Raw genomic sequence first — 15,387 nt, 5'->3', positions numbered from 1 at the left:
TGCGCGATCGCCGGCGGTGCGGTGGCCGCCCGCGGGCCTGTCCTGCGTCCCGCCGGGACCGCGTAACGGGCCCAGCCGGACACGGCCTCAGGGCGTGCCCGGGTGCGGGCGGTCCGCCGCCGCGGCCTGCGCGCGCCGTTCGCCGGGGCTGAGGCCGTACGCCTCGCGGAAGGCCCGGCCGAAGACGGCGGCGCTGCCGAAGCCCCAGCGGGCGGCGATGGCATGGACGGGGCGCGTGAGCAGATCGGGCCGGACGAGGTCGGCGTGGCAGCGTTCCAGTCGGCGCCGGCGGACGGCGGCCGCGACGCTGTCCTGCTCGTCCTGGAACATCAGGTGCAGTCGGCGCACCGAGATGTGGTGGCGGGCGGCGATGGTCTGCGGGGTCAGGTCCGGGTCGCCGAGGTTGTGGTCGATGTAGGTGTTGATCCGCTCCATCAGCCCGCCGGGGCGGGACGCGGCGGCGGGTGATTCGCCGTGGGTGTCGCGGCGCTCTTCCAGGCAGGCGTCGACCAGGTCGAGGGTGACGCGTCCCAGCCGGTCCAGCTCCCTCGGGGCGCATTCGGCCCCGTGGTCGTCGACGGCCGCCAGTAATTGGCCCAGGATCGCCCCCATGCCCGTCCCGCCGGATACCTTCTGCGCGCGCAGCCGGGCCGAGGCGCCGGCCGCGAGGGGCGGCACGGCCGTGTCGCCGTCGGCCGGTCCGGTGCCGTTGCGTTCCTGCGGCGTCCGCATCGTCCAAGACCCCCGAATCACTGGTCACTCCACCTGTCGGCATGACGGGCCATTGTCTCCCGATGCGGCCCCGCAGGCCCTGCGGGAGGGGTCCGCGGGGCCCCTGGGACAGGTGGTTCCCGCCCCGCGTCCGCCGCTGCACCGGCCGGTTCCGGCCGACTTGACGGAGCCCCGCCGGATGTCGACCCGGCCCTTGGCATTGCCCGTGCCACTACGTACGAGTAGTTAACCGAGCGCGCGGATTGGGCGGGGCGAGAGTGGGAAGGGCTCCCCGGGTACACGTCGTACACGCACGGCGCACCCGCCCACAAACCCTCTCCCCGCCACCCGAGTGAACGCGGACAGGAGCGGCCATGCCCGCAGCCCAGCCGTCCACTGAGCGGCTAGAAACAGAGCGAACAGAGCGTGCACTACCAGCCGTGATTCCGGCTGGCCTGTTGTCACCGAGCCCTGCGAACTGCCCCCAGGTGATCCCATCATGATCGGTCGCATTCCCGTGCTGGACGTCCGCCCCGCCGTCGACTGCGGCGCCAGACCCGCAAAGGCGGTCGTGGACGAGGTCTTCGAGATCTCCGCCACCGTGTTCCGCGAAGGACACGACGCCGTCGCCGCCCACCTCGTCCTGCGTGATCCGGGCGGGCGGCTGCGGGCCCCCGTGCCGCTGAGCGAACTCGCCCCCGGCACCGACCGGTGGGGCGCCAAGGTCTCCGTCGAGATCGAGGGGAGGTGGACGTACACCGTCGAGGCGTGGAGCGATCCGGTGGCCACCTGGCGGGCCCATGCCGCGATCAAGATCCCCGCCGGGATCGACACCGGGCTCATGCTGCTGGAGGGCGCGGAGCTCTACGAGCGGGCCGGGGCCCGGATCCCCAAGCGCGACGGGCGCGAGGCCGTACTGGCCGCCGCCGAGCTCATGCGCGACGAGGACCGGCCCGCCGCCGAGCGGTACGAGGCCGCCCTCGACACCGCGGTGGACGCCGCGCTCACCAGGCGCCCGTACCGGGAGCTGGTCACGGCCTCCAAGCCCCTGCCGCTCCTGGTGGAGCGCAGGCGTGCCCTCTTCGGCTCCTGGTACGAGATGTTCCCGCGCTCCGAGGGAGCGGTGCTGGAGCCCGGCGAGGCCCCCGTGAGCGGGACCTTCCGGACCGCCGCCGAGCGGCTGCCCGCGATCGCCGCGATGGGTTTCGACGTGGTCTACCTGCCGCCCATCCACCCGATCGGGTCCACTTACCGCAAGGGTCCGAACAACACTCTTTCTGCTGGTAGTTGGGACCCGGGTGTGCCGTGGGCCATCGGCTCCACGGAGGGCGGCCACGACGCGGTCCACCCGGAACTGGGCACCGTCGAGGACTTCGACGCCTTCGTCTCCCGCGCCCGCGAGCTGGGCATGGAGATCGCACTGGACTTCGCCCTGCAGTGCTCCCCCGACCACCCCTGGGTGGAGAAGCACCCGGAGTGGTTCCGTCACCGCGCCGACGGGACGATCGCGTACGCCGAGAACCCGCCGAAGAAGTACCAGGACATCTACCCGATCCACTTCGACACCGACATGGCGGGCATCGTCGAGGAGACGTGCCGGATCCTGCGGCACTGGATGGGCCACGGCGTCCGGATCTTCCGGGTCGACAATCCGCACACCAAGCCGGTCGTGTTCTGGCAGAAGGTGATCGCGGACATCAACAAGTCCGACCCGGACGTGATCTTCCTGGCGGAGGCATTCACCCGGCCCGCGATGATGCGGGCGCTCGCCGCCATCGGCTTCCAGCAGTCGTACACGTACTTCACCTGGCGCAACACCAAGGCCGAGCTGACCGAGTACCTGACCGAGCTGGCCGACACCCCCTCCGCCTCGGTCATGCGGCCGAACTTCTTCGTCAACACCCCGGACATCCTGCACGAGTACCTGCAGCACGGCGGCCGTCCCGCCTTCGAGGTCCGGGCCGTCCTCGCCGCCACCCTCTCGCCCGCATGGGGGGTCTACGCCGGCTACGAGCTCTGCGAGAACACCCCGGTGCGGGAGGGCAGCGAGGAGTACCTGAACTCCGAGAAGTACGAGCTCCGGCCGCGCGACTGGGCCGCCGCGGACCGCACCGGCGCCACCATCGCCCCGCTGATCACCGCCCTGAACCGGCTGCGCCGCCGCAACCCCGCGCTCCAGCAGTTGCGCGACATCCACTTCCACTCGACCGACAACGAACAGGTGATCGCCTATTCGAAGCACGCCGGAGCCAATTCCGTACTGGTGGTCGTCAACCTCGATCCGCACCACACCCAGGAGGCGACCGTGTCGTTGGACATGCCGGTACTCGGCCTCGACTGGCACGGGTCCCTCGCGGTGCGCGACGAGCTCACCGGCGAGACCTATCACTGGGGCAGGGCGAACTACGTGCGCCTAGAGCCGGGCCGCACGCCCGCGCACGTACTGGCCGCTCTGCGACCGTCCCCGCCCACCGGAGGGTCACCCACCACATGATGATCAACGATCCCGTCCACGACACCTTCGAGGACACCCCCGCCAAGGACCGCGATCCCGACTGGTTCAAGCGGGCGGTCTTCTACGAGGTCCTCGTCCGCTCCTTCCACGACAGCAACGGCGACGGCGTCGGGGACCTCAAGGGGCTCACCAGCAAACTGGACTACCTCCAGTGGCTCGGTGTCGACTGCCTCTGGCTGCCGCCGTTCTTCGCCTCACCCCTGCGCGACGGGGGTTACGACGTCGCCGACTACACCTCCGTGCTCCCCGAGTTCGGCGACCTCGCCGACTTCGTGGAGTTCGTGGATGCCGCGCACACCCGCGGCATGCGGGTGATCATCGACTTTGTCATGAACCACACCAGCGATCAGCACGAGTGGTTCCAGCAGTCGCGCAAGGACCCGGACGGTCCGTACGGCGACTACTACATGTGGGCCGACAACGACAAGCAGTACCAGGACGCCCGCATCATCTTCGTCGACACCGAGACCTCCAACTGGACGTACGACCCCGTACGCAAGCAGTACTACTGGCACAGGTTCTTCTCCCACCAGCCGGACCTCAACTACGAGAACCCGGCCGTGGTGGAGGAGATCGTCTCCGCCCTGCGCTTCTGGCTCGACCTCGGCATCGACGGCTTCCGCCTCGACGCAGTGCCCTACCTGTACGCCGAGGAGGGAACCAACTGCGAGAACCTGCCCCGCACCCACCAGCTCCTCAAGCGGGTCCGGGCCGAGATCGACGCGCACTACCCGGACACCGTGCTGCTCGCCGAGGCCAACCAGTGGCCCGAGGACGTCGTCGACTACTTCGGCGACTACGAGAAGGGCGGGGACGAATGCCACATGGCCTTCCACTTCCCCGTCATGCCGCGCATCTTCATGGCCGTGCGAAGAGAGTCGCGCTACCCGGTCTCCGAAATCCTGGCCAAGACCCCGGCGATCCCGGACCGCTGCCAGTGGGGCATCTTCCTGCGCAACCACGACGAGCTCACCCTCGAAATGGTCACGGACGAAGAGCGCGACTACATGTACGCCGAGTACGCCAAGGACCCGCGGATGCGGGCCAACATCGGCATCCGGCGCCGGCTCGCGCCGCTCCTGGACAACGACCGCAAGCAGATGGAGCTGTTCACGGCCCTGCTGCTGTCGCTGCCCGGTTCGCCGGTGCTCTACTACGGCGACGAGATCGGCATGGGCGACAACATCTGGCTGGGCGACCGCGACGGCGTCCGCACGCCGATGCAGTGGACCCCGGACCGCAACGCCGGTTTCTCCTCCTGCGATCCGGGCAGGCTGAACCTGCCGGTCATCATGGATCCCGTCTACGGGTACCGGGTCACCAACGTCGAGGCCGCGATGTCCTCGCCCTCCTCGCTGCTGCACTGGACCCGTCGGCTGATCGAGGTCCGCAAGGCGAACCCGGCCTTCGGACTCGGCTCGTACACCGAACTGCCGTCGTCGAACCCGGCGGTGCTCGCGTTCCTGCGCGAGTACGGGGACGACCTGGTGCTGTGCGTGCACAACTTCTCGCGCTTCGCGCAGCCCACCGAGCTGGATCTGCGGTCGTTCAACGGACGGGTCCCGGTGGAACTCACCGGTGATGTGCGCTTCCCGCCGATCGGCGAGTGGCCGTACCTGCTGACCCTGGCGGGCCACGGCTTCTACTGGTTCCGGCTGCGGACCGAACAGCGCGGCAAACTGCGCGCCCCGTAGCCGGGAGCCGGTCTGGGGGCGGGTGAGCCGAAGGAGCGTGCCTGGGGAACAGGTCCGCACGCGCGGAGGAATCGCGAAGTACGAGCGATTCCGGGCACGTACGGACCTGTGAGTCGGGTTCGGGGCGCTCCGGAGGCGAACCGGGCCTTCAAAGAGGGGGCGGGCCGCTCGAATGGGTCAATCGCCCGCCCCTGTACGGACCATCCTGACCCGACACTCGCACATGCCGGAGAAGCAACTGCCGCGCATCCGGGACACTCTGCGCATTCTGTGACGGCCCGGGGAAAGGACGCGACGCCATGTCGGAGGCTGCATCCGCCCGGAGCCGGCTGACGGCCGACCGGGCCGCCGGGATCGCTCCACTGGAGCCGATGCTGAGGACCTGGCTGCCCGCACAGCGCTGGTTCGCGGGCAAGGGCCGCACCATCAGCAGGCTCAGCACCGTCTCGGCAGCCGAGTTGCTGCCGCCGGGATCCACTCCCGGACTGCTGCACCTGCTCCTCGACGTCGACGGGGACTGCTACCAACTGCTGCTGGGCATCCGCCCGTCCCTGCCGCCCGCCCTCGCACCCACCCTGATCGGCCATGCCGAGGACGGTCCGTACGCGGGCCGGGCGGTCTACGAGGCACTCGGCGATCCCCGGCTCGCGGCCATGCTGCTGGAGCGGCTGCGCTCCCCCGGCGCCCTCGGGCCGCTGCGCTTCGACCGGGACCCGGCCACGCCGATCCCGGCGGGGCTCACGCCCCGGCCGCTCTCCGGGGAGCAGACCAATTCCTCGCTGATCTACGGAGATTCGTTCATCCTAAAGGTGTTCCGCCGGGTCGGGCCCGGGGTCAACCCGGACCTGGAACTGCCCAGGGCGCTGGCCGCCGCCGGCTGCTCCCGGGTCCCCGCGCCCGTCGCCTGGTACGAGGCCGAGCCGCCCGGCAGCGAACCGATGACCCTGGGCGTGCTCCAGCCGTACCTGCGCGGCTCCGACGACGGCTGGCAGCTCGCGCTGCGCCGGCTCGGGGCCGGGGCGGACTTCACCGCCGAGGCGCACGCGCTGGGCCGGGCCACCGCCGAGGTGCACAGCGCGCTGGCCGCGGCGCTGCCCACGGTCGCGCTCGGCCCGGAGCAGACCGCCCGGCTCGCCGCGGGGATGACGGCGCGGCTGGCCGCCACCGCCCGGGAGGTGCCGGCGCTGCGGCCGTACGAGGCGGGGCTGCGGGGTGCCTTCGACGCGCTGGCCGCCTCCCGGGGGGCGGGGGTGCCCGCACAGCGGATCCACGGGGACCTCCATCTGGGGCAGACCCTGCGCACCCTCGACGGCAGCTGGTCGTTGATCGATTTCGAGGGCGAGCCGGCCCGGCCGCTGGCCGACCGGCGCCGTCCCGAACCGGCGGTGCGCGACATCGCCGGGATACTGCGTTCCTTCGACTACGCGGCCCGCTCGCACCGGCCGTTCGCCCCCGCCTGGGCGGACGACTGCCGGGCCGCCTTCTGCGAGGGCTACGCCCGCACCACCGGCCGGGACCCCCGCGAGGACCCCGTCCTGCTGCGCGCGTACGAGACCGACAAGGCGGTGTACGAGGCCCGGTACGAGTCCCGGCACCGCCCCGACTGGCTGCACGTCCCGATGGCCGCGATCCGGCGGCTGTCGGAGCCCGTACGGCCCGCCCACCGCGTGCCGCCGACCCCGTCCGCCCCCGGCTCCATCTCCCCCCACCCCCACCCCCGCCCGAAGCCCCCGAGGAGGCCGCTCGCGTGAGCGCCGCACGACAGCCGTCACCGACCGTCCGCGACGAAGCCGCACCCGCCCCCGTTCCCGCCCCGGCGGCGGCGAAGAAGGCCCGGGCGCCCCGGGCCCGCCGCGCCGCCCCTCCGCACGGCGTCCGGCCGGCGCCCGCCCTCGGCGCTGACGAACGGGCCCGGCTGCTGGAGGGCCGCCACCACGATCCGCACGCGGTGCTGGGGGCCCGCACCCAGCGGGGCGGGGTGGCCTTCCGGGTGCTGCGCCCCTACGCCAAGACGGTCACCATCGTCGCCAAGGGGCTGCGGGCCGAGCTGGTCGACGAGGGCGACGGGCTGTTCTCGGGGCTGCTTCCGCTGACGGGTGTGCCGGAGTACCGGCTGCTGGTCGCGTACGACAGCGACGAGATCGAGATCCACGACCCGTACCGGTTCCTGCCGGCCCTCGGCGAGCTGGACCTGCACCTGATCGGCGAGGGCCGCCACGAGGAGCTGTGGACGGCGCTCGGCGCCCATCCGATGGAGCACCAGGGCGTGGCCGGGACCCGGTTCACGGTGTGGGCGCCGAACGCCCAGGGGGTGCGGGTCTCCGGGGACTTCTCCTACTGGGACTCTGTCGCGTACCCGATGCGCTCGCTCGGCTCGACCGGCGTGTGGGAGTTGTTCCTGCCGGGGGTGGGCACCGGGACGCTCTACAAGTACGACATCACCCGCCCGGACGGCAGCCACACCCTGCGCGCCGACCCGATGGCCCGGTCCGCGGAGGTCCCGCCGGCGAACGCCTCGGTGGTCACCGCCTCCCGGTACGAGTGGCAGGACGCGGCGTGGATGGCCGAGCGCGGCGCCCGGCCCCCGCACCAGGCCCCCTTCTCCGTGTACGAGCTGCACCTGGCGTCCTGGCGGCCCGGGCTCTCCTACCGGCAGCTCGCCGAGCAGCTCCCCGCGTACGTCAAGGAGCTGGGTTTCACGCACGTGGAGCTGATGCCGGTCGCCGAGCACCCCTTCGGCGGCTCGTGGGGCTACCAGGTCACCGGCTTCTACGCGCCGACCTCGCGGATGGGCACCCCGGACGACTTCCGCTTCCTCGTGGACGCGCTGCACCGGGCCGGGATCGGGGTGATCGTCGACTGGGTGCCCGCGCACTTCCCGCGCGACGACTGGGCGCTCGCGGAGTTCGACGGCCGGCCGCTGTACGAGCACCAGGACCCGCGCCGGGCCGCGCACCCGGACTGGGGGACGCTGGAGTTCGACTACGGCCGCAAGGAGGTGCGCAACTTCCTCGTCGCCAACGCCGTGTACTGGTGCGAGGAGTTCCACGTGGACGGCCTGCGCGTGGACGCGGTGGCCTCGATGCTCTACCTCGACTACTCGCGCAAGGAGGGCGAGTGGTCGCCCAACGAGCACGGCGGTCGGGAGAACCTGGACGCGGTGGCCTTCCTCCAGGAGATGAACGCCACGGTGTACCGGCGCTGCCCGGGCGTCGTGACGATCGCGGAGGAGTCCACGGCCTGGACGGGCGTGACCCGGCCGACGGACTCCGGCGGGCTCGGCTTCGGCCTGAAGTGGAACATGGGCTGGATGCACGACACCCTGCGCTACATGTCGAAGGAGCCGGTGCACCGCAAGTACCACCACCACGACATGACCTTCGGGATGATCTACGCCTTCAGTGAGAACTACGTGCTGCCGATCTCGCACGACGAGGTGGTGCACGGCAAGAGCGCGCTCGTGTCGAAGATGCCCGGGGACGACTGGTGGCAGAAGCGGGCCGCGCACCGGGCGTACCTGGGCTTCATGTGGGCCCACCCCGGCAAGCAACTGCTCTTCATGGGACAGGAGTTCGCCCAGGGGTCGGAGTGGTCGGAGACGTACGGGCCGGACTGGTGGCTGCTGGACTCCTCCTACGCGGCGGCCGGCGACCACCGCGGCGTACGGGAACTCGTGCGCGACCTGAACCGCACGTACACGGCGGCGCCCGCCCTGTGGGAGCGGGACACCGTGCCGGAGGGCTTCGCCTGGGTGGAGGCCGACGCCGCGGAGGACAACGTCTTCGCCTTCCTGCGGTACGCGCAGGACGGCTCGCAGCTCCTCGCCGTGTCGAACTTCTCGCCCGTGGTCCGGCACGGCTACCGGCTCGGGGTGCCGGAGGAGGTGCCGCTGTGGCAGGAGGTGCTCAACACCGACCTGGAGGTCTACGGCGGCAGCGGCATCCACCACACGCGGCCGCTGCGGCCGGAGCCGGTGCCGGCGCAGGGCCGCCCGGCGAGCCTGCGCATGACCCTCCCGCCGCTGGCGACCGTCTGGTTCCGGCCGAAGCTCTGAGGCGCCGGGGCTCAGGCCGTGGCCAGCTGCTCCTCCAGTTCCTGGAGCAGCCGGCGCTTGGCCCGGGCCCCGACGATCTGCTGGACGGGCTCGCCGTCACGGAAGACGAGCAGGGTCGGCATGGACAGCACCCCGTACCGGGTGACGGCCCCGGGGTTGCTGTCCGCGTCGATCTGCACGACCTTGAGCCGGTCGGCCTCCTCGGCGGCGATCGAGGAGATGACGGGGGCGAGCTGGCGGCAGGGGCCGCACCAGTCCGCCGTGAACTCCACGAGGACGGGCCGTCCCCGCTCCCCGAGCACCTCGGCCTCGAAATCCGCGTCCGTCACCTGCGCCACACCGTGGGCCTTCATGTCCCCGTCCCTCTCATCCGGTCATCTCGCACTTCGGCGCGGCCGCCTCGCCCGCCGCTCGTTCCGCATCGGCCAACTGCCGCCCGAGCTGCTCGCGCACATCGGCCAGCCGGCCGATCAGCCCGTCCAGCTCGGCGAGCTTGCGCCGGTAGACGGCGAGCGAGGCGGGGCAGGAGTCCCCGGCCGGGTGGCCGGCCCGCAGGCAGTCCACGAAGGGCCGGGTCTCCTCCAGCTCGAAGCCGAAGTCCTGGAGCATGCGGATCTGGCTCAGCAGCCGCAGGTCGTCCTCGTCGTAGCTCCGGTAGCCGTTGTCGGCCCGCCGCGCGGGGAGCAGCCCGCGCGACTCGTAGTACCTCAGCGTCCGGGTGCTGGTCCCGGCCCGCTCCGCCAGTTCTCCGATGCGCATGGGCCGACCGTAGTCCTTGACGCCGACGTCAAGGCAAGGAAAGGGGGAGGGACGGGGGGCGGCCGGTTCACATTGTGTGGAGGGGATGTGAGAGGTCTTGCGTCGGTGGGCGTTGGCTGGAACCGTACCCATGAAAGGATCTTCGACGTCACCGATTACCGGACAGTCGCCCGAAAAACTGACGAAAGCCCTTAACTTCATAGGACGTTCCTACGAGGTATGGGCTTGTTTGTTTGGTCTGTAGGCGCCGCAGCCTGGCCACTTCTACGGTGTGCGGTGTGCACTCCAGCCCGCCTTTCAATGCCCCCGCCGCGCGACGCCTGCGCGCGGCCCTGGGCATGGCTCCCGGTCATGTCGCCTACGGCCTGCGCGCCCAGTACGGACTCGTCGTCGCGCCCGAGACCGTGATGGCCTGGGAGCGTGGCGAGATATCACCCTCCTCCGCCGAGCTCACGGCGCTCGCGGGCGTCCTGTGGTGCGCCCCCGGGGAGCTGCTCGCGGAGCCTGTCACCCTGCGGGAGCACCGCATCGCCCGGGGCCTCGCGGCGGACGAACTGGCCCGGCGGATCGGCCTGGAGACGGGTTCGTACCAGAAGATGGAGGACACCGGGCGCTGGAAGGGCAACGAGCGGCAGTCCGCAGCCCTCGCCACGGTACTGGGCCTGACGCTGGCCCAGTTCGTGACGGCGACCGGCAAGCACGAGGAGCTCGCCGAGCTGCTGCGCAGTGCGGTGACCACGCGCTGGCAGGCGTACGTGAAGCCGCTGGGCAAGCTGCTGCCGATCCCCAAGCACCACCTGGAGGTGGTACTGGACCAGCTGCACGGGGACTACCAGTCGCGGATGGTGGCGACGCTCAGCTGGGGCGGCGGCCAGGGCGAGGCCGGCAGCGGTGACGCCGGCCGGGAGTTCCTCGTCGAGATCGTGGACCGGTTCTGGCAGCTCGCGGGCGGTGCGGCGTAGGACCCGCCGGGCGGACGGGGAGCGGGACCCTTCGGCCGGGGGATCCGGGTCGAAGGTCCCGCCCGGAGCGGATCCCGCGGATCTAGAAGACCGACTCGGCCTCGTACATGCGGTCCTCGGGGACGGTCTTCAGCTCGGTGACCGCGTGGGCGAGCGGCGCCATGACGATGTCGGTGCCGCGCAGGGCGGTCATGTTGCCGAACTCGCCGCGGTGGACGGCCTCGACGGCGTGCCAGCCGAAGCGGGTCGCGAGGACCCGGTCGTAGGCGGTGGGGGTGCCGCCGCGCTGGACGTGGCCGAGGATGACCGGCCGGGCCTCCTTGCCGAGGCGGTGCTCCAGTTCGATCGCGAGGCGGTTGCCGATGCCGGCGAAGCGCTCGTGGCCGTACTGGTCGATCGCGCCCTTCTCGTACGGCATGGAGCCCTCGGCCGGGTGCGCGCCCTCGGCGACGCAGATCACGGCGAACTTCTTGCCGCGGGCGAACCGTTCCTCCACCATCTTCACCAGGGCGTCCACCTCGAAGGGGCGCTCCGGCAGGCAGATGCCGTGCGCACCGCCGGCCATGCCGGACTCCAGGGCGATCCAGCCCGCGTGGCGGCCCATGACCTCGACGACCATCACGCGCTGGTGCGACTCGGCGGTGGTCTTGAGGCGGTCGATCGCCTCGGTGGCGACCATGACGGCGGTGTCGAAGCCGAAGGTGCGGTCGGTGGAGGAGATGTCGTTGTCGATGGTCTTCGGCACGCCGACGACCGGCATCCCGGCGTCCGACAGCATCCGGGAGGCGGTCAGGGTGCCCTCGCCGCCGATCGGGATGAGGGCGTCGATGCCGTAGCGCGTCGCCAGCTCCTGGGCGTTCTCGGCGGCTTCGTGGAGACGGGCGCGTTCCATGCGCGCCGAACCGAGGATCGTGCCGCCGCGGGCGAGGATGCCACTGACGGCATTGATGTCGAGGGGGCGGAAGTGGCCGTCGAGGAGGCCCTTGAAGCCGTCCTCGAAACCGATGACCTCGTCTCCGTGCCCGACCAGGGCGCGGTGTACGACCGACCGGATGACAGCGTTGAGGCCCGGACAGTCGCCGCCTGCGGTGAGAACTCCGATACGCATCGTGCTGTGTCTCCTGCCGTACATATGAAGGGCGTAATGGTGAAGCCTGTCCGATTGTTCCACGGGCCCGGGATGCCGCGCGTTTTCGGCCGCTCCGCCCCGAGGGCCTTTCGGCCCTCCCGGCCGGGCCTTTTCCCGGTGGGCGTCCTACCCATTGACAGAGGTATTGTCAAGAGGTCAAGCCAGACCAAAATGACATTCACAGCATGGGACGGAGAGCGGGCGTGACGCGCAGCGTGTACGTGACCGGTATCGAGCGGGGGGACGGCCGGCAGGTCGTCGAACTGGGGATCATGGAGCTGCTGACCCGGCAGACGGCCCGGGTCGGCGTCTACCGCCCGCTGCTGCACGACGCACCGGACCGGCTCTTCGACCTCCTCAAGGCCCGCTACCGGATCGAGCAGGACGCCGCGACGGCCTACGGGATGTCGTACCAGGAGGCCTCGGCGATCCAGGCCGAGAAGGGCACCGACGAACTGGTGTCCCGGCTGGTCGACCGCTACCACCGGGTGGCCCGCGACTACGAGGTCATGCTCGTCCTCGGCACCGACTACGCGGACACCAACCTCCCCGACGAGCTGGCGCTCAACGCCCGCCTCGCCAACGAGCTGGGCGCGGTCGTCGTCCCCGTCGTCGGCGGCACCAGGCACCAGGCCGAGGCCGTGCGCGCCGAGGCCCGCAACGCCTACCGCGCCTACGAGACCCTGGGTTGCCACGTCGTCGCGATGGTCGTCAACCGGGTGGCCGCGGAGGACCGCGACGTCATAGCCGAGCGACTGGCCGCCCGGCTCCCCGTGCCCTGCTACGTGCTGCCGGACGACAAGTCGCTCTCCGCCCCGACCGTCGCCCAGATCACCCGGGCGCTCGGCGGCGAGGTGCTCCTCGGTGACGATGCCGGGCTGGCCCGCGACGCCCTGGACTTCGTCTTCGGCGGCGCCATGCTGCCGAACTTCCTGAACGCCCTGACCCCCGGCTGCCTCGTCGTGACCCCCGGCGACCGTTCCGACCTGGTCATCGGCGCGCTGGCCGCGCACACCTCGGGAACCCCGCCGATCGCCGGTGTGCTGCTCACCCTGAACGAGCGCCCGGGCAAGGACATCCTGACGCTGGCCTCGAAGCTGGCGCCGGGCACGCCCGTGGTGTCGGTGGCCGGCAACAGCTTCCCGACCGCCGCCGAACTCTTCTCGCTGCAGAGCCGGTTGAACTCCGCGACCCCGCGCAAGCTGGAGACCGCGCTCGGCCTGTTCGAGCGGCACGTGGACACCGGCGAGCTGCGCGGTCTGCTGTCGGTGGCCCGCTCGGAGCGCGTCACGCCGATGATGTTCGAGCACGAGCTGCTGGAGCGGGCCCGCTCGGACCGCCGCCGCGTCGTCCTGCCCGAGGGCACCGAGGAGCGCGTGCTGCGCGCCGCGGACGTGGTGCTGCGCCGCGGGGTCTGCGACCTGACCCTGCTGGGCGACGAGCAGGCGATCCTGAAGAAGGCCGCCGACCTCGGCGTCGACATCTCGGGCGCGCAGCTCATCGATCCGGCGACCTCCCCGCTGCGGGAAGGTTTCTCCGAGTACTACGCCCAGCTCCGCGCCCACAAGGGCATGACCGTCGAGCTGGCGGGCGACGTGGTCACCGACGTCAACTACTTCGGCACCCTGATGGTCCAGCGCGGCCTGGCCGACGGCATGGTCTCCGGTTCGGTGCACTCCACCGCGGCGACCATCCGCCCGGCCTTCGAGATCATCAAGACCAAGCCGGAGGCCTCCATCGTCTCCTCGGTCTTCTTCATGTGCCTGGCGGACCGGGTCCTCGTCTACGGCGACTGCGCGGTCAACCCGGACCCGAATGCCGAGCAGCTCGCCGACATCGCCGTCCAGTCGGCCGCCACCGCGGCCGCCTTCGGTGTCGAGCCGCGCATCGCGATGCTCTCGTACTCGACCGGCACCTCGGGCAGCGGCGCGGACGTCGACAAGGTGCGCAAGGCCACCGAGCTCGTCCGCGAGCAGCGCCCCGACCTGCAGATCGAGGGGCCGATCCAGTACGACGCGGCCGTGGAGCCCTCGGTCGCGGCGACCAAGCTGCCCGGGTCCGAGGTGGCGGGCCGCGCGACGGTGCTGATCTTCCCGGACCTCAACACGGGCAACAACACGTACAAGGCCGTGCAGCGTTCGGCGGGCGCGGTGGCGGTCGGCCCGGTGCTCCAGGGTCTGCGCAAGCCGGTCAACGACCTCTCGCGCGGTGCGCTCGTCCAGGACATCGTCACCACCGTGGCCATCACCGCGATCCAGGCGCAGGGCGCGCCGGCGCCCACGGCCACCGCCTGATCCCCCTCCCCTCCCCCACCGCCCGCGACCAGGAAAGAACCTCATCGTGACCGCATCGCGCGTACTCGTCCTCAACTCCGGCTCCTCGTCGGTCAAGTACCAGCTCCTCGACATGGCGGACCGGTCCCGGCTCGCCGCCGGCCTGGTGGAGCGCATCGGCGAGGAGACCTCCCGGCTGGTGCACGAGCCGCTCGCGGGTCCCGGCGCCGCCGGCGGCAGGCGGGAGCAGCTCGGCCCGATCGCGGACCACGGGGCCGCGCTGAAGGCCGTGGCCGCGGAGCTCGCCGCCGACGGGATGGGTCTGGACTCCCCCGAACTGGCGGCGGTGGGGCACCGGGTCGTGCACGGCGGGACGCGGTTCACCCGGCCGACCGTCATCGACGACGAGGTGCTGGCGGAGATCCGGAAGCTGATCCCGCTGGCTCCGCTGCACAACCCGGCGAACGTGACGGGCATCGAGGTGGCGCGCGCGCTGCGCGCGGACATCCCGCAGGTCGCCGTCTTCGACACGGCCTTCCACGCGACGATGCCGGAGCACGTGGCGCGGTACGCGATCGACGCCGCGACGGCCGAGGAGTACTCCATCCGGCGGTACGGCTTCCACGGCACCTCCCACGCCTACGTCTCCCGGGCGACGGCGCGCCTGCTGGGCAAGCCGGTGGAGGACGTGAACGTGATCGTGCTGCACCTGGGCAACGGCGCCTCCGCCTCGGCCGTGCGGGGCGGGGTGTGCGTGGAGACGTCCATGGGGCTGACCCCGCTGGAGGGGCTGGTCATGGGGACCCGTTCGGGCGATGTCGATCCGGCGGTCGTCTTCCACCTGGCGCGGGTGGGCGGCTTCTCGGTGGATGAGATCGATTCGCTCCTGAACAAGAAGAGCGGTCTGCTGGGCATGTGCGGCGACAACGACATGCGCGAGGTGCTGCGGCGCGCGGGCGAGGGCGACGAGGCGGCGAGCCTCGCCTTCGCCGCGTACGTCCACCGGCTGAAGAAGTACATCGGGGCCTACTCGGCGGTGCTCGGGCGGGTGGACGCGGTGACCTTCACGGCCGGGGTGGGCGAGAACGCCCACCAGGTCCGGGAGGCCGCGCTCGACGGCCTGGCCGAGCTGGGCCTGGCACTGGACCCGGAGGCCAATGCCGTGCGCTCCGGCGAGCCGCGGCTGGTCTCGGCGGAGTACGCCCGGGTGGCGGTGGCGGTGGTCCCGACGGATGAGGAACTGGAGATCGCCACCCAGGCGTATGCGCTGGTTACTCAGTAGTCACTTGG

At 71.4% G+C, this 15,387-nt stretch carries 11 protein-coding genes; 7 read left to right on the top strand and 4 right to left on the bottom strand.

Annotated elements, in window-relative coordinates:
- Window positions 1–87: 87 nt before the first annotated feature.
- Window positions 88–732 carry a helix-turn-helix domain-containing protein gene (locus ACWGE1_RS11605; protein ID WP_453420315.1) on the bottom strand — a complete coding sequence of 215 codons (645 nt, stop codon included), beginning with the start codon at window positions 730–732 and terminating at the stop codon, window positions 88–90.
- 478 nt (window positions 733–1,210) lie between these two features.
- Here ACWGE1_RS11605 and ACWGE1_RS11600 point away from each other — a divergent pair, with 478 nt between their 5' ends.
- The 4 genes from ACWGE1_RS11600 to glgB all read left to right on the top strand — a co-directional run bounded on the left by ACWGE1_RS11600 (window position 1,211) and on the right by glgB (window position 8,974).
- Complete coding sequence (locus ACWGE1_RS11600) at window positions 1,211–3,205, top strand: maltotransferase domain-containing protein (RefSeq protein WP_453420314.1); 1,995 nt, start codon at window positions 1,211–1,213, stop codon at window positions 3,203–3,205.
- Window positions 3,202–4,920, top strand: a complete 1,719-nt coding sequence (treS, locus tag ACWGE1_RS11595; protein ID WP_453420313.1) for a maltose alpha-D-glucosyltransferase — start codon at window positions 3,202–3,204, stop codon at window positions 4,918–4,920. Before ACWGE1_RS11600 ends, treS begins: the two co-directional genes overlap by 4 nt.
- Before the next feature lie 299 nt (window positions 4,921–5,219).
- Window positions 5,220–6,671 (top strand): maltokinase N-terminal cap-like domain-containing protein, encoded by a 1,452-nt coding sequence (locus tag ACWGE1_RS11590; RefSeq protein ID WP_453420312.1) that lies wholly within the window; start codon window positions 5,220–5,222, stop codon window positions 6,669–6,671.
- Window positions 6,668–8,974 carry a 1,4-alpha-glucan branching enzyme gene (gene glgB / locus ACWGE1_RS11585; protein WP_453420311.1) on the top strand — a complete coding sequence of 769 codons (2,307 nt, stop codon included), beginning with the start codon at window positions 6,668–6,670 and terminating at the stop codon, window positions 8,972–8,974. The genes ACWGE1_RS11590 and glgB overlap by 4 nt, the downstream gene beginning before the upstream one ends.
- 11 nt (window positions 8,975–8,985) lie before the next feature.
- On the opposite strand, the gene ACWGE1_RS11580 is transcribed toward glgB, so the two are convergent.
- Together ACWGE1_RS11580 and ACWGE1_RS11575 are read right to left on the bottom strand one after the other, a co-directional pair.
- Complete coding sequence (locus ACWGE1_RS11580; protein ID WP_453420310.1) at window positions 8,986–9,327, bottom strand: thioredoxin family protein; 342 nt, start codon at window positions 9,325–9,327, stop codon at window positions 8,986–8,988.
- 13 nt (window positions 9,328–9,340) lie between these two features.
- On the bottom strand, window positions 9,341–9,733 hold the full coding sequence (locus tag ACWGE1_RS11575; protein WP_453420309.1) for a MerR family transcriptional regulator: 393 nt from the start codon (window positions 9,731–9,733) through the stop codon (window positions 9,341–9,343).
- Between the two features lie 338 nt (window positions 9,734–10,071).
- Here ACWGE1_RS11575 and ACWGE1_RS11570 point away from each other — a divergent pair, with 338 nt between their 5' ends.
- Entirely contained in the window at window positions 10,072–10,695 is a 624-nt protein-coding gene (locus ACWGE1_RS11570; RefSeq protein ID WP_453420331.1) for a helix-turn-helix domain-containing protein, read from the top strand.
- Between the two features lie 82 nt (window positions 10,696–10,777).
- Here ACWGE1_RS11570 and ACWGE1_RS11565 read toward each other — a convergent pair whose 3' ends face one another.
- Complete coding sequence (locus tag ACWGE1_RS11565) at window positions 10,778–11,803, bottom strand: ATP-dependent 6-phosphofructokinase (protein WP_453420308.1); 1,026 nt, start codon at window positions 11,801–11,803, stop codon at window positions 10,778–10,780.
- Window positions 11,804–12,027: 224 nt separating this feature from the next.
- Here ACWGE1_RS11565 and pta point away from each other — a divergent pair, with 224 nt between their 5' ends.
- Window positions 12,028–14,118, top strand: a complete 2,091-nt coding sequence (pta, locus tag ACWGE1_RS11560; RefSeq protein WP_453420307.1) for a phosphate acetyltransferase — start codon at window positions 12,028–12,030, stop codon at window positions 14,116–14,118.
- 46 nt (window positions 14,119–14,164) lie between these two features.
- Window positions 14,165–15,379: an acetate kinase gene (locus ACWGE1_RS11555; RefSeq protein ID WP_453420306.1), complete on the top strand. Its 1,215-nt coding sequence runs from the start codon at window positions 14,165–14,167 to the stop codon at window positions 15,377–15,379.
- Window positions 15,380–15,387: the final 8 nt, after the last annotated feature.

The organism is Streptomyces sp. NPDC054932 (assembly GCF_053610205.1).
The sequence above is the reverse complement of the archived record's forward strand: the minus strand, read 5'-3'. Positions and strand labels throughout refer to the sequence as shown.